We start from the raw sequence: 20,861 nt of genomic DNA on the forward strand, positions 1-20,861 counted from the left end.
GAGATGCCCACGTAGAGGGCCTTGCCGGAGCGGACGATGGCGTCCAACGCGCCCATCGTCTCCTCCAGTGGGGTGTCCGGGTCGAACCGGTGCGTCCGGTTACCGCCGCGCACGGTCAGGTGGGTGATCGCGGCGGCGGCGGCCACCACGACCTCCCGCTTGAGCCACTGCCCGGTGCCGAAGTCCAGGCTGGCCGAGAGGTCCAGCGCCAACCAGGTCTCCAGCTCCCGGTCCGCCACCGTACGCCGCACGTGCGGCGTCGTCGTCCGTGCCGTGACCGGCCAGTCCATCCGGCGTACGTCGTCGCCGGCCCGGTACTCCCGCGACTCGCCCGCCTCGCTGCCCGGCCCGGGCAGCAGGCCCGCGTAGTCGCCCTGGAGCAGACCGTCGAGCTTTCGGGTGACCAGCAACTGGAGCCGGGACAGCACGGCCTCGCTGCGGTCGGGGACGGGGGCGGGTCGAGGGGTGGGTGAGGTCACGGCCGCTGCCCGGGCCAGCCGGCGCCCGGCGGCGGGGTGGTCGACGACGGGCTGGCCTGCTGCCGAGGTGCGACCGCCGGGAGCGGAATGGTGGACATCACCCGGTGCACGATGTGGTCGGCCGGCACGTCGTCGGCGAGCGCGTCATAGCTGAGCACCAGCCGGTGTCGCAGGATGTCCGGGGCGATGTCCTGCACGTCCTGCGGCAGCGCGTAGTCCCGCCCGCGCAGCAGCGCCAGCGCGCGGGTCGCCCGGACCAGGCCGAGCGAGGCGCGCGGGCTGGCCCCGTACTGGATCAGCTGGGCGACGTCGGGCATGCCGTGCTCGGCCGGCGCGCGGGTGGCCAGCACCAGCCGGACCGCGTAGTCGACCAGGGCGTTGTGCACGAAGACCTGGTCCGCCTTGCGTTGCAGGGCGATCAGGTCGGGCGTGTCGAAGACCGCGCTCGGCTCCGGCGCGGCGACGCCCATCCGGTAGACGATCTCCCGCTCCTCGGCGTCGGTCGGGTAACCCACCACGATCTTCATGAGGAACCGGTCCCGCTGCGCCTCCGGCAGCGGGTAGACGCCCTCCTGCTCGATCGGGTTCTGGGTGGCCATCACCAGGAACGGGTCGGGCACCCGGTAGCTCTCCCCGCCGATGGACACCTGCCGCTCGCTCATCACCTCCAGCAGCGCCGACTGCACCTTGGCCGGAGCCCGGTTGATCTCGTCGGCGAGCAGGAAGTTGACGAAGACCGGCCCCAGCTCGACGTCGAACTTCTCGCTCGACTGCCGGTAGATCCGGGTGCCCATGATGTCGGCCGGCACCAGGTCCGGGGTGAACTGCACCCGGGCGAAGGACCCGCCGACAACCTTGGCGAGGGTCTCCACGGCCAGGGTCTTGGCTACCCCGGGCACCCCTTCGAGCAGGCAGTGACCGCGGGCGAGCAGCGCGACGAACATCCGCTCCACCATCCGGTCCTGCCCGACGATGACCCGTTTGATCTCAAACAGCGCCCGTTCCAGCAGGGTCGCGTCCTGCGCGGGTGTGGTCACCGGCGCGGGGTCCGCCGGGGCCGCCCCGTTCGGCGTCGGGGCGTCGGGCATGGTCGGCTGGGCCACCGGTCCTCCACAGCGTTGGTCGGTCGTCGCGGCTGATGCGGTATCAAGACTCGCACGCCTTGCTGAGTGTCGAGGTGGGGAGAAGCCGATTTTCGCCGCGCCGTCCCCGGCAGCCGAATCGCCCGTCACGGGGTGGACACGGACCGGCCCGCCGCGTGTACCATTCACCCCGTCGCCGGGCGGCTCCCCCCGTGGCCGCCCGGCGCTCAAGCCCTCCGCCCGCCGCCCTAGACTGGCCGGGATGAGCAACCCCTCCCCCGCCGGCGAGGCCCTGATCTGCTCGGCCCGCGGCTGCCGCGCCCCCGCTGTCTGGGCGCTGGAGTGGAACAATCCCCGTCTGCACACCCCCGAACGGCGCAAGACCTGGCTGGCCTGCGACGAGCACCGGGGCAGCCTCGGCGATTTCCTGGACGCACGCGGCTTCCTGCGTGCCGTCAATCCGGTGCCCGGATCGCCTACCCTCGACATGTGAGCGAGCGCAGCGGGCGAACAACTGGGCACAGCGGTGGGACGCCTCGCGCCGCTGCCGCGCGGAACGGATCCCATCGGTGAGCGCGGAGGACCGCGTCGACCCACCGGCCTCCCCCGGCCCCGCCTCCCCGTCCTGGCCGCGCACCGCACCACCGCCGCCACCGCCCGGGGCGTTCCCGGCGCCCGGCACGCTCGGCCCGGATCCCGCCCCGCCCGACGCGTCATCGCCCGCCCCGCTGCCGCCGGCAGCCCTACCGACAGCCGGCGGGTACGACGCCAACCCCCGCCCACCCGACCTGCCGGTGCCCGGCCTGCTGCCCGCCGGCCCGTCGCCCGCCGCCGGCGCAGCGGGTCCGGCCTCCGGCGCACCCGGCCCGCTGTTGACGGACGGGTCCACAGGGCGGGGGCCACTGGAGCCCTGGCCGGACACGGTCCACTGGCAGCCGATCTCCACCGACCTGATCTGGGTGGAGCTGATCCGGCTGGCCGTGGTGCTCGCGATCGGGCTGGCGGTGACGGCGGTCGGCTGGGCACTGAGCGGTCAGGGCCTGTTCGGGCTCGCCCTCACCGCCGTGCTGGTGTTCGGCGCGTGGCGGGCCGTGGCGATCGTCCGCGCGGTCCGGGCCTGGGGTTACGCCGAGCGGGAGGACGACCTGCTGGTCCGGCACGGGCTGCTGGTCCGGCGGCTCTCCATCGTGCCGTATTCCAGGATGCAGTTCGTCGACGTCAGCGCCGGGCCGCTGGAGCGCGCCTTCGACCTGGCCACCGTGCAGTTGCACACGGCGGCGGCGGCGAGCGACGCCCGGGTGCCGGGGCTGCGCCCGGCGGAGGCGTCCCGGCTGCGTGACCGACTCACCGCGCTCGGCGAGGACCGGGCGGAGGGGCTGTGAGCACGCGACCGGTCGACCGCCGGCCGCGCCGGAGGCCGACCCGATGAGCGACCGTCCCGCCGAGCCGGGCACCGGCCCGCCCCGGCCACCCGGCGGCGCGCCCCCCACCGGCCCGCCCCCCGGCGGCGCGGTACCGCCCTACGCGCCCGGCGGCGCGGTGCCCTATGCGGCGGTGCCGCCCGGGGTGCCCTATCCCTGGCCGCTGCCGACGGCGGGTGGCGACGGCGAGCCGCGTCAGCGACTACACCCGCTCAGCCCGCTGTTGCACGGGGCCAAGTCGCTGGTCGTGGTGATCGCCGGGCTGTCCTGGTCGACGCTGTCCCGGGTCGGCTTCGGCTGGTTCGCGGCCATGGTGGTGATACTGGCGCTCGGCGCGACCGTGCTGTCGGTGATCAGCTGGTACAACACCGGCTACCACGTGGTGGGCCGCGAGCTGCGGGTGTACGAGGGGCTGCTCTGGCGGCGTACCCGGGCGATCCCCCTGGAGCGGTTGCAGGCCGTGGAGGTGGTCCGGCCGCTGCTCGCCCAGTTCACCGGCCTGGCCGAGCTGCGGCTCGAGGTGGTCGGCGGGGGCAAGACCGAGGCGCCGCTGGCGTACCTGACGGTGGCCGACGCGGCCCGGCTGCGCGAGCGGCTGCTGGCGCTCGCCGGCCGCGCGTCGCAGCCGCCCGCGCCGGGTCTCACGGCGCCCGGGACAGCGCCGCAGGCCGCGCCGGGCCGCCCGCTGCACGCGGTACGCAACCAGAACCTGCTGGTCAGCCAACTGCTCACCCCGCAGGCGTTCCTGCTCCCGTTCGGCCTGGCGTTCGTCGTGGTGCAGTTCCTCACCGCGGGGTCCTGGTCGTTCGTCGCCGTGGCGAGCACGCTGACCGCGATGGCCGGTGTGCTGCTGCAACCGATCCGCCGGGTCCTCGACGACTGGAACTTCCGGCTGGCCCGCGACGACGGCACGCTGCGGGTGCACAACGGCCTGCTGGAAACCCGGGCGCAGACCGTGCCGCTGGACCGGGTGCAGACCGTACGGGCCACCTGGCCGCTGCTCTGGCGGGTGAAGGGCTGGCTGCGGCTGCGGCTGGAGGTTGCCGGGTACTCCGCCGCGGAGGCCGACGACCGCAACCGGCCGGACCGCCTGCTGCCGGTCGGTGACCTGCCGACCGCGACGATGATCGTCACCGAGGTGCTGCCGGGCGTACGCCTCGACGCGCTGACGCTGAACCCACCGCCGCCCCGGGCCCGCTGGCTGCACCCGCTGGGCCGGGGCGCGCTCGGCGCCGGCCTGTTCGAGCGGGTCTTCGCCACCCGGTCCGGGCTGCTCACCCGGCAGGTGGCGATCGTGCCGTACGCCCGGATCCAGAGCGTGCGGGTGGTGCAGGGGCCGGCGCAGCGCCGGCTCGGGCTGGCCACCGTCCACGCGGACACCGCGGGCGGGTCGGGCGCGGCGGCACAGGACCGGGATCTGGCGGAGGCGTGGGGCCTGGCGGCCGAGCTGACCGCCCGCGCCCACGCCGCCCGCCGCTCCGGCTGACCCGTCCCACCCCGGCCGGGGCCGGACCTGGCGGCGTCAGCGGTCGGCGGGTACCGGCGGCTCGTCGGCGTTGCTCGGCCCGACCGGTGCCGCCTGCCCGCTGGCTGGCCGGCCCGGTGGGTCGGTGGCGCCGTCGGGGCCGGTGACCTGCCCCGGTGGCGGTTGCTCGGCGGCCGGCCCGGGACGACGGGCTCGCAGCGCCGCCCACCCGCGCTCGGCCAGGCCGACCACCAGGAAGGTCAGCCCGACGTACGTCCAGCCGACCAGCACGTCGATCACGTAGTGCTCACCCGAGTAGACCAGGGTGAAGGTCATCGCCAGCGGGTACGCGAGCAGCAGCGGCCACCAGCGGCGGCGGGTGGTGTGCAGGAAGAAGAGCACCACGAACAGAGCCCACGCGGTGTGCAGCGACGGCATCGCGGCGACCGGGTTCGAGGCGATCTGGCCGGCGTTGAGCACGTTGCCGGCGCCGTGCATGCCGAACGCCTTCCACCCGCGGGTGGAGATCCGGGCGACCTCGGTGAGCAGCCCGTTCTGCGCGGCCCACCACGGCGGCGCGGCCGGGTAGATGAAGTAGGTGGCCAGGCCGGCGGCGCAGAGGAAACCCCAGCGCCGCATGTACGCCGCCCAGCGTTGCCGGTCCCGCAGCCAGAGCACCGCGGCGGCGGCCAGCGCCACCACGAAGTGGGAGAAGTACACCCAGCTCGCCGCGACGTCGTACCAGTGCAGCTGCGGGTGGTAGAGGTGCTGCTGCAACCAGATGGTGGGCACCTCACCGCCGGTGGCCCAGCCGAACATGAACCGGTCGGCGACGATCAGCTCCATCGCGTGCGGGGTGGCCCCGTTGTCGGCGAACCCCCGGGAGAGGTTGTACGCGGCGAGCAGGAGGACCACCGGCACCCAGTCCCGGGCGAAGCGCAGGTGACTACGCCACGGCCGGTCGCTGTTCCAGGCGATGGTCCCGGCCCAGATCCAGACGAAGGCGTACGCGGGGTCGGTGGGCAGCCCGATGCCCAGCCAGGCGGCCACGAAGGCGACCGCCCAGACTGTCATGGCGACGATGCGCCGACGGCCCCCGTCCGGGGACGCGGGCGGGTCGGTCCGGGCGGGGGGTTGGGGGTCAGTCACGACGGCCATCGCGGTCAAGGTTAACGACGGGTGCGGCATCGACCGACGGCGACCACCCGCCGGGCCGGTCCAGCGGTGGCGCGGCGGGTACGGCCGGATCGCCGGGCGAGTGCTCGGCGGGCTCGGCGAGCACCTAGGCTGGCGACCATGCAGGAGCAGCCCGAGCCGGCCTTCGCGCCGGGTCTGACCGCCCAGGTCGAGTTGACCGTCACCGACGCGGACACCGCCCAGGCGGTCGGTTCCGGGGACGTACCGGTGCTCGGCACCCCCCGGGTGCTCGCGCTGGCCGAGGCGGCCACCGTCGCCGCGACCGCGACGGCGATGCCGTCCGGGTCGACCACCGTGGGGACCCGGGTCGAGCTGGAGCACCTGGCGCCGACCGTGGTCGGCCGGACGGTCCGGGCGCAGGCCCTGCTGGCGGCCGTCGACGGTCGCCGGCTGTCGTTCGAGGTCACCGTCACCGATGGCGGCGAGACGGTGGCCCGGGGTCGGGTGGACCGCATCCTGGTGGACCGGCAACGCTTCGTCGACCGTGCCGGGCGGGCGTCATGACCGGCGGGTTCGTCGAGGTCGCCGACCGGGTGCACCTGCTGCGCGAGCCGCTGCTGCGGGTCAACGTCACCCTGGTCGTCGGCGACGACGAGGCGCTGCTGGTGGACACCCTCTCCTCGGCGGCCCAGGCCACCGAGCTGGCCGCCGCCGTCCGGGCGGTCACCGACCGTCCGCTGACGCTGGTCAACACCCACCACCACTACGACCACTGCTTCGGCAACGCCGTCCTCGCCGGCGACCCGCCCCGCCCGGTGTACGCGCACGCGCTGGCCGCCGCGGCCCTGCGCGAGCAGCCGGAGCGGCTGCGCCGGGAGGCGTACGACGAGGTGCGCGAGGAACATCCGGCGCTGGCCGCCGAGCTGGCCGACACACCGCTGCTCGCCCCGACGCACACCGTGCACACCGAGACGGCACTCGACCTGGGCGGCCGGCGGGTGCTGCTGCGTCACCCCGGGCGGGGGCACACCGACGCCGACCTGGTGGTGCACGTACCCGACGCGGACGTGCTGGTCGCCGGGGACCTGGTGGAGCAGAGCGGCCCGCCCGCCTTCGAGGACTCGTACCCCCTGCGGTGGCCGGACGCGGTCGCCGACCTGCTCCGGCTGACCGGCGTGGGCACGGTGGTGGTGCCGGGCCACGGCGACCCGGTGGACGTGGAGTTCGTCCGCGCCCAGCACGCCGAGCTGGCGAAGCTGGCGTGGCTGATCCGGGCCGGGCACACCGGCGGCGCGCCGCCGGAACGGGTCGCCGCCGAGGCGCCCTTCGGCGCCCGCGCCGCCCTCACCGCCGCCCGCCGCGGCTACATCGAACTCGACGGGAACGCTTAGATCCCGAAGCGGCGTTGGACGTCGGCACGGGTGGGCATGGCGGTGGCGCCGCCGGGTGACTCGCAGACCAGGCCGGCCACCCGCAGGGCGAACCCCACCCGCTCGACCCAGCCCGCCGGGTCGGCCGGCTCGCCGTCGAGGAGCAGATCGGCGATCAACGCGGCCATCACCGAGTCGCCGGCGCCGGTGGCGTCGACCGCGTCGACCCGGGGGGCCGGCACCCGGACCGGGTCGGCGTCGGCGGCGGCCAGCACCGCGCCGGCCGCGCCGAGCGTCACCACGACCGTCGCGGCGCCCAGCTCGCGCAGGTATGCGGCCACCCCCTCGACCGGCTCGCCCGGGTAGAGCAGCTCGGCGTCGGCGGTGCTCAGCTTGACCAGGTGTGCGCCGGCGGCGAACTCGGCCACCACCTCCCGCAGCCCGGCCAGCGCACCCGGCCCGGGAAGGAGCCGGGGGCGCACGTTCGGGTCGAAGACCCGTAGGCCGGTGGCGAGCCCCCAGGCACGCCGGGCGGCCGCCAGCGTGCTGGGTTGGAGCAGGACGACGGAGCCGCAGTAGAGCACGTCGGCCCCCTCCAGCAGCGCCCGGTCGAGATCCTCGGGGGCGAGCAGGCTGTAGGAGGGCGGCTCCCCGTAGAAGCGGAAGTCGGGTTCCGGGCCGGCGAAGGTCACCACCGCGAGGGTGGTCGGCGCCGGCACGGTGACCGCGCCGGCCAGCCCGACATCGGCCGCGGTCAGGAAGGCGCGAATCCGGCCGGCCAGCACGTCGTCGCCGAGTGAGCCGACGAACTGCGCCGCGCCGCCGAGCCGGGCCACCCCGACGGCGACGTTGAGCGGCGCGCCGCCGATCGCCTGCCGGTAGACCCGCTCGCCGTCCCGCTCGGTGTCGAGCAGATCGACGAGCGCCTCGCCGAGCACCACCGCGTATCCCATGCCGGTCCCTTCGTCCTCGCCAGCCACCGACCGCCCGCCTCGGCGGTCCGCGTGGCACCAGGCTGGCACAGCGCACGACCCGGTGGGCGCCGAAGGCGCAGGTCCGATCGGGCCACTGACGAGGCGTCCGGGGTGCTATCCCGCCTGGTGGATCGGCCCGGCGAGTGCCGTCAGCGGGCGGCCGGTCCCGCCCCAGCGGGCCGCGACGATCTGCGCGGCCACGCTCACCGCGGTCTCCTCCGGGGTACGCCCACCGAGGTCCAGCCCGATCGGCGAGGCCAGGCGAGCGAGCTGCTCCGCGCTGAGCCCTGCCTCGCGCAGCAGCTTGTGCCGCTCGTCGTGGGTGCGCCGCGACCCCATCGCGCCGACGTACGCCAGCGGGTGGCGCAGCGCCAGCGCCAGCAGCGGCACGTCGAACTTCGGGTCGTGGGTCAGCACGCAGACCACCGTCCGCCCGTCGACCCGGCCGGCGTCCAGCTCCGCCCCCAGGTAGCGGTGCGGCCACTGCACCACCACCTCGTCCGCCTCGGGGAAGCGCCGAGCGGTGGCGAAGACCGGACGGGCGTCGCAGACGGTCACCCGGTAGCCGAGGAACGCGCCGATCCTGGCCACCGCGCCGGCGAAGTCGATGGCCCCGAAGACGATCATCCGGGGCGCGGTGGCGTACGCGGTCACGAAGAGGCTCAGGCCGTCGCCTCGGCGCTGCCCGTGGTAGCCGTACCGGAGCATCCCGCTGTGCCCGGCGGCGAGCAGCCCGAGGGCGTCGGCGGTGGCGGCGGCGTCCAGCCGGTCGTCGCCGAGCGAGCCGGTCACCCGCTGCCCGGTCAGCACCAGCCGGCGGCCCAGTCGCCCCGCCGGGTCGGCCGGCACCGCTCCCGGCGGATCGCCGGCGTCGGCCGCCACGCAGGTGACCACCGCCACCGGTTGGCCGGCCCGGCGTGCCGCGTCGACCGCGTCCAGCTCCACGAGGCCGCCGCCGTCGATCCGCTCCACGAACACGTCGAGCTCCCCGCCGCAGGTCAGGCCCGCGGCGTACGCGGCGTCGTCGCTGACTCCGTAGCGGGTCAGCTCGGGGGCGCCGGTGTCGAGCACGTGGCGGGCCCGTTCGTAGAGGTCGGCCTCGACGCAGCCGCCGGAGACGCTGCCGGTGACCGTGCCGTCGGCCGCGACCAGCATGCTGGCGCCGGGCGGCTGCGGCGCGGACCGCCAGGTGGCCACGACGGTGGCCAGGGCGACCGCCTCGCCGGCGCGGCAGCGGCGGTGCAGCTCCTCGAACACGTCGGGCACGTTCCGCCGCCTCTCCGTCTCGCCGCCGCGTCAGCCGGCCGTGCCGGCCAAGCCCGTCGACCTGGTGGCATCGCCAGGAAAGCGGCGAATCAGTCTCATGAGCAGGATATGGTCGATTTCAATTGGAGGGGGTGCGAGTTGGTGAAGTCCTACCAGGCGCTGCGTACCGCGCCGAGCCCCGACCACGCCGTGGTCCGCGGTCCCGGCGCCGTCGAGGTCCACCTCACGGTGAACGGGGAATCCCGGACGACGACCGTCGAGCCACGGGTCAGCCTGCTCGACGCCCTGCGCGACCGGCTCGAACTGACGGGGACCAAGAAGGGCTGCAACCAGGGGGCCTGCGGCGCCTGCACGGTGTGGGTGGACGGACGCCGCGTGCTGTCCTGCCTCACCCTGGCGATCACCTGCGAGAACCGCGAGGTGACCACGATCGAGGGACTGTCCGACGGGGACACCCTGCACCCGGTGCAGCAGGCGTTCCTGGACTGCGACGCCTTCCAGTGCGGCTACTGCACATCCGGGCAGATCATGTCCGCGGTGGCGCTGCTGGCCGAGGGGCACGCCGGCGACGACATGGAGATCCGGGAGTGGATGAGCGGCAACATCTGCCGCTGTGCCGCGTACCCGCACATCCGGGCGGCCGTCCGCCGGGTCCGCGACCAGGGAGGCACCGCCGATGCGGCCCGTTAGCTACTCGCGCGCCACCGACGTCGGCAGCGCGATCGGCGCGGTGAGCGCCGACCCGGAGAGCACCTTCCTGGCCGGTGGCACCACCCAGATCGACCTGCTGCGCATCTACGTCGAGCAGCCGCGCCGCCTCGTCGACATCAACGACCTGCCGCTGAACCGCGTCGAGGAGCTGCCCGGCGGCGGGCTTCGGCTCGGCGGACTGGCCCGGATGAGCGACGTGGCCGAGGAACCGGAGCTGGTGCGCCGTTACCCGATGGTCGCCGAGGCGCTGCTGCTCGGCGCCTCCCCGCAGCTGCGTAACATGGCCACCCTCGGCGGCAACCTGTTGCAGCGGGTGCGGTGCGGCTACTTCCGCGACACCGCGGCGGCCTGCAACAAGCGCGTCCCCGGCAGCGGGTGCAGCGCGATCGAGGGGATCAACCGGGGGCACGCCGTGCTCGGCACCAGCGAGCGCTGCATCGCCACCCATCCGTCCGACCTGGCCGTCGCGCTGGTCGCGCTCGACGCCGTGGTGCAGACCGAGGGACCGGGCGGCCCGCGGAGCATCCCGATCGACGACTTCTTCCTGCTTCCCGGCGAGACCCCGGAGCGGGAACACCCGCTGGCCCACGGCGAGCTGGTGACCGGGATCGACCTGCCGCCGGCACCGGTCGCGGCCACGTCCCGGTACATCAAGATCCGTGATCGCGAGTCGTACGAGTTCGCGCTCGCCTCGGTCGCGGCGGCCATCTCGGTGGGCGGCGGCCAGATCACGGAGGTACGGCTGGCCCTGGGCGGGGTGGCCACCAAACCGTGGCGGGCCCGGGCGGCCGAGCAGGTGCTCGTCGGCGCTCCGGCGACCACCGAGTCGTTCCGCCGGGCGGCGGCGGCCGAGCTGGCGCCGGCGGTGTCGCACGGGATGAACGCCTTCAAGATCGAGCTGACCCGGCGGACGATCGTCCGGGCCCTGGAGCAGCTGACGCAGCGGGAGGTAACGGCATGAGCCCGGCGATCGGCGCGACGCTCAACCGGGTGGACGGGCGCGCCAAGGTACGCGGCGAGGCGCGCTACTCCGCAGAGGTCCCGGTGACCGGCCTGGTCCACGGCGTGCTGGTCGGCGCCACGGTGGCCAGCGGCCGGATCACCGCGATCGACACCGTCGAGGCCGAGCGGGCCGACGGGGTGCTGGCCGTGTTCACCCATCGCAATCTGGACCGGGTCGCCACCGTGCCGAAGCTGCTCCCGTCGCTGGCCGGGCTGGCCGCACCGGGCCAGACCTTCTTCCCGATGCAGGACGAGACGATCCACTACGCCGGTCAGCCCATCGCCCTCGTGGTCGCCGACACCATCGAACGCGCCGAGCACGCGGGCACCCTGATCCGCGTCGAGTACGCCTCCACGCCCGCCATCACCCTGATCGACCAGGCCCGGGACCAGGCGTACGTGCCCGAGCGGATCTTCGGCGGGCTGCTGCCCGGGCACGGGTCCCGTGGTGACGTGGCGAAGGCGCTGGCCGAGGCGGAGGTGTGCGTGGACGCGACGTACCGGTTCGCGCCCAACCACCACAACCCGATCGAGGCGTCCGCCAGCACCGCGGTGTGGGAGGACATCGACCGGTTGACCGTCTACGACTCGACCCAGGGGCCGAACGCCACCCAGTTCACCGTCGCGGCGCTGCTCGGCCTGCCGCCGATCTCGATCCGGGTGGTGAGCCACGCCGTCGGCGGCAGCTTCGGCTCCAAGGCGATGATCTGGCACCACCCGGCGCTGGCCGCGCTCGCCGCCCGGCAGGTTGGCCGGCCGGTGCGGCTGGCGCTGACCCGGGAGCAGATGTTCACCTCCTGCGGGCACCGCGAGGAGCAGGAACAGCGGATCACCCTCGGCGCCCACGCGGACGGTCGGATCACCGCGCTGCGCCACCACAAACTCTCCCTCACCTCCCAGTTCGACGACTGGGCCGAGCCGTCGTTGCAGAGCCCGGCCGTGGCGTACACGAGCCCCCACTACGAGGGGGTCTACCACCTGATCCGGGGCAACACGATCACCCCGACCTTCATGCGCGCCCCCGGTGAGGCGACCGGCATGTTCGCCCTCGAATGCGCGATGGACGAGCTGGCCGAGCGGGTCGGGATCGACCCGCTGGAGCTGCGGCTGCGCAACTGCTCCGACACCGATCCGGAGAGCGGGCACCCCTGGTCCAGCAGCGGGCTGAAGGAGTGCTACCAGCGGGCGTCCGAGCTGTTCGGCTGGTCCGACCGCGACTCCCGGCCCCGGCGCGAGGGCCAGTGGCTGATCGGCAGTGGCATGGCTAGCGCGCTCTACCCGGTGACCCAACCGGTGAACCCGCAGCGAGCCCGGGCCCGGCTCTACAACGACGGCACCGCGGTCGTCGAGGCCGGCGTGTCGGAGTTCGGCACCGGCGTCTACACCGCGATGACCCAGGTCGCGGCGGACGCGCTCGGCCTGCCGGTGGAGCGGGTGCGGTTCGTCGGCGGCAGCAGTGACCTGCCGAACGTCACCGCCGCCGTGGGCTCCACGGGCACCAGCGCGGTCGGTTCCGCCGTACACCTGGCGGTGACCCAGCTTCGCGACGAGCTGATCGGGCGCGCGGTCGCCGACGACCACTCGCCCCTGCACGGCGCGGACCCCGCCGGGGTGGTCGTGCGGGACGGCCGGATGGCGCGGCGCGACCGGCCCGACGTCGGCGAGACGTACGCCGATCTGATGCAGCGCACCCTGACTCCGGACGTGGAGGTGCTCGGCACCTGGACGCCGCCACCGCAGGACGCCGGGTACGGGGTGCACACCTTCGGCGCGCAGATGGCCGAGGTGGCGGTCGACGCCGACCTCGGCGTGGTCCGGGTACGTCGGATGGTCGGGGTGTTCGCGCCGGGCCGGGTGCTCAACCGCAAGACCGCGCACAGCCAGTTGATGGGCGGCATGCTGTGGGGGCTCGGCCAGGCGCTGCTGGAGGCCACCCGGATGGATCCCCGGTCGGGTCGTTGGGCCAACGCCAGCCTCGGCGACTACCTGGTGGCGGTCAACGCGGACGCGCCGGACGTAATGGTGGACACCATCGAGGTGCACGACGAGGTCGTGAACCCGCTCGGGATGAAGGGCGTCGGGGAGATCGGCGTGGTGGGTGCGGCCGCCGCGATCGCCAACGCCGTGCACCACGCAACCGGCCGTCGGCAGTACGAGCTGCCGATCACCCTGGAGAAGCTGCTCTGAAGACGGCCTGACACATCGAGAACTGACTATTGCGTCGCGGCCGGGCGGCATGGTGGGATGACGCGTACCGGGCGGTGCGAGGGCTGCCGCGCCGCCGGTTGCCGGGTTCGTTCGACGCGAGGGCGCCGGTCCACGACAGGGACCGTTGACGGCGCGTGTCCACCGGCCGATCCCCTGCCGGGGCACGCACCGTGATCGTCGCTTCCGCTCCTTGCAGCGGGGCGATCAGGCCACATCCCCACCCGATTGCGGCGGGGCGGCTCGGGCGGCGCGCCTCGCGAGTCAGGAGAACCCGTGAACCGTTCCCGTACGGCCGCGTTGCTCACCGCGGCCGTGACCCTCACCCTCGGCGCCCTCGCCCTGGCGTCCAGTCCGGAGCCGGCCGCCGCGCACGGCGCGGCGATGACCCCCGGCAGCCGCACCTTCCTGTGCTGGCAGGACGGCCTGAGCCAGACCGGCGAGATTAGGCCGAACAACCCGGCGTGCTCCGCGGCCGTGGCGCAGAGCGGCGCGAACTCGCTCTACAACTGGTTCAGCGTGCTGCGCTCCGACGCCGGCGGCCGGACGGTCGGCTTCATCCCGGACGGGCAGCTGTGCAGCGGCGGCAACCCCGGCTACCGGGGCTACGACCTGCCCCGTACCGACTGGCCGTTGACCCACCTGACCGCCGGTGCGCGGTTGGATTTCCAGTACAGCAACTGGGCGCACCACCCGGGCACGTTCTACTTCTACGTGACCAAGAACAGCTGGAGCCCGACGCGGGCGCTGGCGTGGAGTGACCTTGAGGAGCAGCCGTTCCTGACGGTGACCAACCCGCCGCAGCGCGGCGGGGTCGGCACCAACGAGGGGCACTACTACTTCAGCGGCAACCTGCCGTCGGGCAAGAGCGGCAGGCACATCGTCTACTCCCGCTGGGTGCGCTCGGACTCGCAGGAGAACTTCTTCGGCTGCTCCGACGTGACCTTCGACGGCGGCAACGGCCAGGTGACCGGGGTGGGTCCGGGCGGCACCCCGCCGCCGAACCCGACCACTCCCCCGCCGAACCCGACCACCCCGCCGCCGAACCCGACGACTCCCCCACCGAACCCGACCACCCCGCCGCCGCACGGCGGTGACTGCATGGCGGTCTACAAGGTCGTCAGCGCGTGGCCGGGCGGCTTCCAGGGCGAAGTCATGATCATGAATCACGGCAGTACGCCGTTCAACGGCTGGACCGCCAGCTGGACCTGGCCCAGCGGGCAGTCGATCAGTCAGATCTGGAACGCCACCCAGACCCCGTCCGGTTCCTCGGTGACAGCCACCAACGTCGCACACGACGGCACGGTCGCACCGGAGGGCACCACGACCTTCGGCTTCCTGGGCAGCACCACAGGCACCAACACCCTGCCCACGGTCAGCTGCGCCCGCCGCTGACCCCGCGGACCGGGCGGGCCGCTGGCGCGGACCGAAGAACCGGGGTGTTAAGAAGGGCCCCCTGCTATGCAGAATGCGATAACAGGGGGCCCAACCTTACCGGTCAGCGGACCATGGAGCCCACGACCGGCTTCGTCAGCAGGGCGGACTGGTTGCGCTGAATGCCCGGGTCGAGGGTCTTGGCCACGAAGATGGCGTGCCAGATGCAGAAGATCAACACCGTCCACACCTTGCGGGAGTGGTCGGCCTCCTCCCGCTTGTGCTCGTCGAGCAGCCGCAGCGCGTACGACAGGTCGAGCAGGTCGCCGGCACCCGAGGTGCTCAGCACGTGCCGGGCCCACTCGTACATCTCGCCGCGCAGCCAGACCCGGGTGGGGGTCGGGAAGCCCAGCTTCTTGCGGTTGACGATGGCCGGCGGGACGACGCCCTGCAACGCCTGGCGCATCGCGTACTTCGTGGCGTCGGAGCGCGGCGGCAGCTTGAGGTCCACCGGGATCTTCGCCGCGACGTCGAACACCGGGCGGTCGAGGAACGGCACCCGCACCTCCAGCGAGTGGGCCATCGAGATCCGGTCGGCCTTGACCAGGATGTCCCCGCGCAGCCAGGTGTAGAGGTCGACGTACTGCATCTTGGTGACGTCGTCCAGCTCCGTGCACTCCGCGTAGATCGGGGCGGTCACGTCGGTGTAGCGCACCGAGGGGTCGTAGCGGCGCATGAGCTGCTGCTTCTCCTCCTCGGTGAACATCCGGGCGTTGCCGTAGTAGCGCTCCTCGATCGGGGTGGTGCCGCGCTCCAGGAAGCTCTTGCCCTTGACCCCCTGCGGGATCGCCTTGGAGACCGCGCGCAGGCCCTTCTGCACCCCGCCGGGCAGGCCGTTGACCGTGCCCAGCGACAGTGGCTCCCGGTAGATCGTGTAGCCACCGAAGAACTCGTCGGCCCCCTCACCGGACAGCACCACGGTGACGTGCTCGGCGGCCTTCTTCGCCACGAAGTAGAGCGGCACCAGCGCCGGGTCGGCCACCGGGTCGTCCAGGTGCCAGACGATCTTCGGCAGCGCGTCGATCATGTCCTGCGGACCGATCTTGGTGGGGATCGTGGTGACGTCCAGGTGCCGGGCCGAATCCTGGGCGACGTCGATCTCCGAATAGCCCGGCACGTCGTAGCCGACGGTGAAGGTGAGGATGTTCGGGTTGAACTCCCGCGCCAGCGCGACCACCGCGGTGGAGTCGATGCCGCTGGACAGGAACGAGCCGACCGGCACGTCGGAGCGCATGTGCATGCGCACGCTCTCCCGCAACGTCTCCCGGATCTCGTGGTACAGCTTCTGCTCGTCGTCGACCGCCGCCGGCCGGAACACCGGCCGGTACCACCGACGTACGTCGATCCGCCCGCCCGGGGTCCAGGTCAGGTACTCCCCGGAGCCGATCCGGTTGATGCCCTTGTGCAGGGTGCCGGGCTCGGGGACGTACTGCAGGGTCAGGTAGTGGCTGAGGTTGGCCGCGTCGACGCCCGCGTCGCCCTGGTAGCTGCTGTGCGCGAACGGCAGCAGCGCCTTCTTCTCCGAGGCCAGGTAGAGCCCGTCGGCGGTCTCCAGGTAGTGCATCGGCTTGATGCCGAAGTAGTCGCGGGCACCGAAGGCGCGCCGCTCCTGCCGGTCCCAGATGACGAAGGCGAACATGCCGCGCAACCGGGTGAGCACCTGCTCGCCCCAGAAGTGGTAGCCGGCGACGATCACCTCGCCGTCACCGGCGGTGGCGAACTGGGCGCCGAAGTCCCGGATCAGCTCGTCGCGCAGCTCGATGTAGTTGTAGATCTCACCGTTGAAGGTGAGCAGGTAACGACCGTTCGCGTAGGGCAACGGCTCGTGGCTCGACGCGACGTCGATGATGGCGAGCCGCTTGTGGGCGAACACTCCGTCCGCGTACCGGCCGGAGGCGTCGCCGACCACCTCGACCCCTGTCTCGTCGGGGCCGCGGTGGTGCAGGCATTCCAACGCTCCGGCGATGTGGTCGCGGTGCGCGGCGGCGTTGCCGTTCGCGCTGAAGAAGGCCAGGAGTCCGCACATGGTGGTCATCTTCCCACGCGCGCCGGGGGCCCGTCGCAGCCGTCCAACGATCCGGAGCGCTCCCGGCCGGCGCCACCGCGAACCGGGCGCGCGGTACCGTCGGGACCAGCAATGACACGGAGGGAGCGGCGCAATGACCGAGGGACGCACCGACGGTACGCCGACGGACGGTACAGAATCGCATGATCCGGACTTCCCGGAGGCGTTCCTGTCCTTCATGCGGCAGGGCTGGCGGGACAGCGCGCTCCCGGTGGCGCCCCGGCCGGAGGCCCCCAACTACGCCAAGCGGCGGGCCGCGCTCTCGGCGGCCTTCCCCGGCGAGACGCTGGTCATCCCGACCGGCGCGGAGAAGGTCCGGGCCAACGACACCGGCTACCCGTTCCGGCCGGGCAGTGACTTCGCCTACCTGACCGGCGACCACGACCCGGACAGCGTGCTGGTGCTGCGCCCGAACGGCTCCGGGCACGACGCCACGCTGTACATGCGGCCCCGCTCGTCGCGGGAGACCGACGAGTTCTTCCGCAGCCGGCACGGCGAGCTGTGGGTGGGCCGACGGCACACGCTCAGCGAGAAGTCCACCGAGCTGGGCCTGCCCACCGCCGACCTGACCGGCCTGGAGGCGACGCTGGCCGACCTGCGCCCGGGGCGGACCCGGGTGCTGCGCGGCTTCGACGCCCAGGTGGACGCGGCGGTCCGCCCGTACGACGGGGTGCGCGCCGAGGGGCAGCCGCCCCGCGACCGGGAGCTGGCGATCGCCATCTCGGAGCAGAAGCTCGTCAAGGACGAGTGGGAGATCGGCCAGCTCCAGGACGCGATCGACGCCACGGTGCGCGGCTTCGAGGACGTGGCCCGGATCCTGCCGGCCGACCGCGCCGTCTCGGAGCGGCTGCTGGAGGGGATCTTCGCGCTGCGGGCCCGGCACGACGGCAACGACGTCGGGTACAGCTCCATCGTCGGCGCCGGCGAGCACGCCACGATCCTGCACTGGGTGCACAACCACGGCGCGACCCGGCCGGGCGAGCTGCTGCTGATGGACATGGGTGTCGAGGGCCACAACCTCTACACCGCCGACGTGACCCGGGTGCTGCCGGTGAGCGGACGGTTCACCGCCCTGCAACGCCAGGTCTACGACATCGTGTACGCGTCCCAGCAGGCCGGCATCGAGGCCATCCGGCCCGGGGTGAAGTTCAAGGACGTCCACCTGACCTGCATGCGGGTGCTCGCTGAGGGCCTGTCGGAGCTGGGCCTGTTGCCGGTGAGCGTGGACGAGGCGATGGACGAGAAGTCCTCGGTCTACCGGCGGTGGACGCTGCACGGCTTCGGCCACATGCTCGGCATCGACGTGCACGACTGCTCGAACGCCCGCAAGGAGACGTACCGCGACGGCACGCTGGGCGAGGGCTACGTGCTCACCGTCGAGCCGGGACTCTACTTCCAGCCGGAGGACGAGCTGGTCCCCGCCGAGCTGCGGGGCGTCGGCATCCGGATCGAGGACGACGTGCTGGTGACCGCCACCGGCGCGATGAACCTGTCGGCCGGGCTGCCGCGTACGGCGGACGAGGTGGAGACCTGGCTGGCCGCGCAGCGGGAGGCCGGTCCGCGCCTGCCCGTCTGACCCCGCACGAACAACAACGGCGAGCCTCGCCGCCGGCGTCAGCGACGTATCTCGTCGTGAGGACGCCAGCGGTGGGGCCCGCCGTCATTTGCGCTACTCTCGCCCGTCCCGGCCACCTCGGGCAGTGCAACCGCACCCCCAGCCAACCGCGGAGTGCGCCGGGTGGAGCCTGCCCGACCATCACCGTCGACCCTCCGCGGCCGCCGCGCGAGCTTTGCGCCGCCCGCCACCTCCTCGGCGTTCCCGCGAGCTTTCCCCCCCTTTCCACGTCCTGGTGGCATCCGTCAGCTTTCCGCCGCCGGCCGCGTTCCCCGCCACCGGTCATGCCCGGCCGGCACCGGCCGTCCCCCTTCCTGCCGTCCGCGTCCCCGCGTGCCTTATGTGGGACTTCTTCGGATACGCACGCATAGTGAACAAGTCTCCCATACGGTGTTGTTTGGCAGCTACAACCGATTTGTAGCGGAGGCCGCCTCGCCACGGCGAAGCGACCTTGTCGGTACAAGGAGAGGGCAGAGAGCTCCGATGTCCAACAACCTTCGCAACAACGATGACGCGGCGCACGACAAGAACTCACCGTTCCGCCGGCGTCGGCTCTGGCTGGTCACCGCCGTCGCCGGCCTCGCAGGGGCGGTCAGCCTCACGGGCGTCGCCTACGCCACCACAGGCGTGACCGGTTCACACCGGCTGACCGACGTCAAGTGGTCGACCGCCCAGCTTGTCGGCGACGATGACCAGGCCAAGGACCAGGTAAAGGACGACAAGGGCAAGGACGACAAGGGCAAGGACGACAAGGGCAAGGACGACAAGGACAAGGACGACAAGGACGACCGCGATCGCGTCCGGGAGGTGGAGTGCGACGACGATGCCCTCGTCGAGGCCCTCGACCTGGCCAACCGTGACGACGGCGGCACCCTGAAGCTGGCCAAGGACTGCACCTACGAGCTCGACCAGCACGACAAGAAGTCCGAGGCGGGCCTGCCGACGATCAAGCAGGAAATCACCATCGAGGGCAACGGCGCGACGATCAAGCGGGAAGCCGAGGAGGGCTTCCGGATCTTCCGCGTCGCCAACGGCGGTGACCTGACGCTGAAGGACGTCGAGGTCCGCAACGGCGCCGCCGGCGAAGACCGCAAGGACGACAAGCGCAAGGAGCCGCCGAAGAAGGCGGTTCCCGGTAACCAGTCCGGGACCGGTGGGGGCGCGCCTGCCCCGGCACCTGCGCTGGCGGAGCCCGCAGCCGCCCCGGCCGCGAAGCCCGCAGCCGCCACTGCCGCGAAGCCCGCAGCCGCCACTGCCGCGAAGCCGGCGGCCGCCACTGCCGTGGAGCCCGCGGCCGCCCCGGCCGTGGAGCCCGCAGCCACCGCGAAGCCGGCGGCCACCGCGACGAAGCCAGCCGAGAACGGCTGGCACGGTGAGGAGTCCGGCGAGGACAAGAAGGACTGGGAGTCCGGCAAGGACTGGGAGTCTGGCAAGGACGACAAGGAGCACGAGGGCGACGGTGGTGGCCTGCTGGTCGAGCGGGGCGGCGAGGCGCACCTGGTGAACACCAAGTTCTTCCTCAACAGCGCCGAGAACAACGGCGGCGCGGTCGCCAACTTCGGCCGGCTTGACGTCGAGAGCAGCACCTTCGACAACAACCACGCCGGAAAGGACGGCGGCGCCATCTTCAACGCCGGTGTCCTCAAGGTCTCCGGGTCCCGCGACGGCAAGGGCGGCGAGTCCCGCATCACCAACAACACCGCCGGCAACGACGGTGGCGGCGTCGCCAACGGCCACGGCGACAAGGACAAGAAGAAGGACGAGCACGGCAAGGACAACCTCAGCAGCGACGGCCGTCACGACGACAACAACGACGACAAGAAGGCCGGCACCGTCACGATCGAGAAGACCCTGATCGAGGGCAACACCGCCAAGAAGAACGGCGGCGGCCTGTCCAGCAACGACGGCTTCGTCGAGGTCAGCTGGACGTTCGTCAAGAACAACACCGCCGGCGAGAACGGCGGCGGCATCGCGGCCGTCGACACCGTCCTGACGGTCAAGAACAGCAACATCGAGAAGAACAAGGCCCACAAGGACGGCGGCGGCATCTACAACGTCAGCAGCGAGGACGACAAGAAGCGCAACACCGTCCTGTCGAACGGCGGCAAGGACAAGGACGAGGAGAACCGCGCCACCGCCACCGTCACCGAAAGCGAGATCCTCGAGAACAGCGCCGGCCGCTTCGGCGGCGGCATCTTCAACGGCGAGCCGTTCGAGGACAAGCACAATGGTGGCGGCATGTCCGGCCCGGCCGCTTGGCAGGGCTCCGGGTCCAACCACAAGGACCACGAGGACGACGCGGCCACCCTGGTCCTGCGTGACAGCAAGATCAAGGAGAACTTCGCCGGCAAGAACGGCGGAGGCATCTACAACAACGAAGGCAAGGTGACCCTGACCAACACCAAGGTCACCAAGAACAAGGCCGACAACGGCAACGAGGACAAGGACAAGGGCAAGCACGACAAGGGGATCGCCGGCGGCATCTTCAACAACGATGGCAAGGTCAAGCTCGACGACGACTCCACCGTCACCGACAACGACCCCACCAACTGCGCCAACACCGTCGAGGACTGCTTCAACTGAGCAACGCGACAGGGAAACAGCGACGGAAAAGGTCGGCCCCCTGCCACCGGAG

16 protein-coding genes and 2 pseudogenes are annotated in these 20,861 nt (G+C 72.6%); 11 read left to right on the plus strand and 7 right to left on the minus strand.

The features are described from left to right. The 3 genes and pseudogenes from ACWD6N_RS32135 to ACWD6N_RS32145 all read right to left on the minus strand — a co-directional run. A pseudogene (locus ACWD6N_RS32135) lies at positions 1–95 on the minus strand (aldo/keto reductase); the annotation flags it as partial. 57 nt (positions 96–152) lie between these two features. After that, positions 153–290, minus strand: a pseudogene (locus ACWD6N_RS32140) (DUF58 domain-containing protein); the annotation flags it as partial. Positions 291–475: 185 nt separating this feature from the next. Then, the gene (locus ACWD6N_RS32145) at positions 476–1,582 is read right to left on the minus strand and encodes an AAA family ATPase (protein WP_354967498.1); all 1,107 of its coding nucleotides are present in this window, start codon (positions 1,580–1,582) and stop codon (positions 476–478) included. Between the two features lie 241 nt (positions 1,583–1,823). Between ACWD6N_RS32145 and ACWD6N_RS32150 the strand changes: the two genes are divergently transcribed. The 3 genes from ACWD6N_RS32150 to ACWD6N_RS32160 all read left to right on the plus strand — a co-directional run bounded on the left by ACWD6N_RS32150 (position 1,824) and on the right by ACWD6N_RS32160 (position 4,468). Then, the gene (locus ACWD6N_RS32150) at positions 1,824–2,054 is read left to right on the plus strand and encodes a hypothetical protein (protein ID WP_354967497.1); all 231 of its coding nucleotides are present in this window, start codon (positions 1,824–1,826) and stop codon (positions 2,052–2,054) included. A gap of 313 nt (positions 2,055–2,367) precedes the next feature. After that, entirely contained in the window at positions 2,368–2,943 is a 576-nt protein-coding gene (locus tag ACWD6N_RS32155; RefSeq protein WP_387328707.1) for a PH domain-containing protein, read from the plus strand. A gap of 43 nt (positions 2,944–2,986) precedes the next feature. Beyond that, positions 2,987–4,468 carry a PH domain-containing protein gene (locus ACWD6N_RS32160; protein WP_387328681.1) on the plus strand — a complete coding sequence of 494 codons (1,482 nt, stop codon included), beginning with the start codon at positions 2,987–2,989 and terminating at the stop codon, positions 4,466–4,468. Between the two features lie 36 nt (positions 4,469–4,504). On the opposite strand, the gene ACWD6N_RS32165 is transcribed toward ACWD6N_RS32160, so the two are convergent. Continuing rightward, the gene (locus ACWD6N_RS32165) at positions 4,505–5,605 is read right to left on the minus strand and encodes a phosphatase PAP2 family protein (RefSeq protein ID WP_354967496.1); all 1,101 of its coding nucleotides are present in this window, start codon (positions 5,603–5,605) and stop codon (positions 4,505–4,507) included. 138 nt (positions 5,606–5,743) lie between these two features. On the opposite strand from ACWD6N_RS32165, the gene ACWD6N_RS32170 reads away from it, so the two are divergent. Both ACWD6N_RS32170 and ACWD6N_RS32175 read left to right on the plus strand, forming a co-directional pair. Then, positions 5,744–6,148 carry a thioesterase family protein gene (locus ACWD6N_RS32170; RefSeq protein WP_354967495.1) on the plus strand — a complete coding sequence of 135 codons (405 nt, stop codon included), beginning with the start codon at positions 5,744–5,746 and terminating at the stop codon, positions 6,146–6,148. Next, positions 6,145–6,975: an MBL fold metallo-hydrolase gene (locus ACWD6N_RS32175; protein WP_354967494.1), complete on the plus strand. Its 831-nt coding sequence runs from the start codon at positions 6,145–6,147 to the stop codon at positions 6,973–6,975. Before ACWD6N_RS32170 ends, ACWD6N_RS32175 begins: the two co-directional genes overlap by 4 nt. Here the strand turns inward: ACWD6N_RS32175 and ACWD6N_RS32180 are convergent. Both ACWD6N_RS32180 and ACWD6N_RS32185 read right to left on the minus strand, forming a co-directional pair. Then, positions 6,972–7,907 carry a carbohydrate kinase family protein gene (locus ACWD6N_RS32180; RefSeq protein ID WP_354967493.1) on the minus strand — a complete coding sequence of 312 codons (936 nt, stop codon included), beginning with the start codon at positions 7,905–7,907 and terminating at the stop codon, positions 6,972–6,974. The two genes, ACWD6N_RS32175 and ACWD6N_RS32180, sit on opposite strands and share 4 nt — an antisense overlap. A gap of 135 nt (positions 7,908–8,042) precedes the next feature. Further along, the gene (locus ACWD6N_RS32185) at positions 8,043–9,194 is read right to left on the minus strand and encodes an XdhC family protein (protein WP_354967492.1); all 1,152 of its coding nucleotides are present in this window, start codon (positions 9,192–9,194) and stop codon (positions 8,043–8,045) included. A 189-nt stretch (positions 9,195–9,383) separates the two neighbouring features. Between ACWD6N_RS32185 and ACWD6N_RS32190 the strand changes: the two genes are divergently transcribed. The 4 genes from ACWD6N_RS32190 to ACWD6N_RS32205 all read left to right on the plus strand — a co-directional run bounded on the left by ACWD6N_RS32190 (position 9,384) and on the right by ACWD6N_RS32205 (position 14,507). After that, positions 9,384–9,884: a (2Fe-2S)-binding protein gene (locus tag ACWD6N_RS32190; protein WP_354967578.1), complete on the plus strand. Its 501-nt coding sequence runs from the start codon at positions 9,384–9,386 to the stop codon at positions 9,882–9,884. Beyond that, the gene (locus ACWD6N_RS32195; protein ID WP_354967491.1) at positions 9,871–10,866 is read left to right on the plus strand and encodes an FAD binding domain-containing protein; all 996 of its coding nucleotides are present in this window, start codon (positions 9,871–9,873) and stop codon (positions 10,864–10,866) included. The genes ACWD6N_RS32190 and ACWD6N_RS32195 overlap by 14 nt, the downstream gene beginning before the upstream one ends. Next, positions 10,863–13,094, plus strand: coding sequence for a xanthine dehydrogenase family protein molybdopterin-binding subunit (locus tag ACWD6N_RS32200; RefSeq protein WP_387328688.1), 2,232 nt, complete (start codon positions 10,863–10,865; stop codon positions 13,092–13,094). Before ACWD6N_RS32195 ends, ACWD6N_RS32200 begins: the two co-directional genes overlap by 4 nt. 294 nt (positions 13,095–13,388) lie before the next feature. Next, positions 13,389–14,507: a lytic polysaccharide monooxygenase auxiliary activity family 9 protein gene (locus ACWD6N_RS32205; protein WP_450005849.1), complete on the plus strand. Its 1,119-nt coding sequence runs from the start codon at positions 13,389–13,391 to the stop codon at positions 14,505–14,507. A 103-nt stretch (positions 14,508–14,610) separates the two neighbouring features. Here ACWD6N_RS32205 and asnB read toward each other — a convergent pair whose 3' ends face one another. Further along, positions 14,611–16,572, minus strand: coding sequence for an asparagine synthase (glutamine-hydrolyzing) (asnB, locus tag ACWD6N_RS32210; RefSeq protein WP_354967488.1), 1,962 nt, complete (start codon positions 16,570–16,572; stop codon positions 14,611–14,613). A 133-nt stretch (positions 16,573–16,705) separates the two neighbouring features. On the opposite strand from asnB, the gene ACWD6N_RS32215 reads away from it, so the two are divergent. After that, positions 16,706–18,187, plus strand: a complete 1,482-nt coding sequence (locus ACWD6N_RS32215) for an aminopeptidase P family protein (RefSeq protein ID WP_354967487.1) — start codon at positions 16,706–16,708, stop codon at positions 18,185–18,187. A 522-nt stretch (positions 18,188–18,709) separates the two neighbouring features. Then, the gene (locus ACWD6N_RS32220; RefSeq protein ID WP_450005852.1) at positions 18,710–20,809 is read left to right on the plus strand and encodes a hypothetical protein; all 2,100 of its coding nucleotides are present in this window, start codon (positions 18,710–18,712) and stop codon (positions 20,807–20,809) included. Positions 20,810–20,861 lie beyond the last annotated feature (52 nt).

The organism is Micromonospora sp. NPDC005163 (assembly GCF_053599835.1).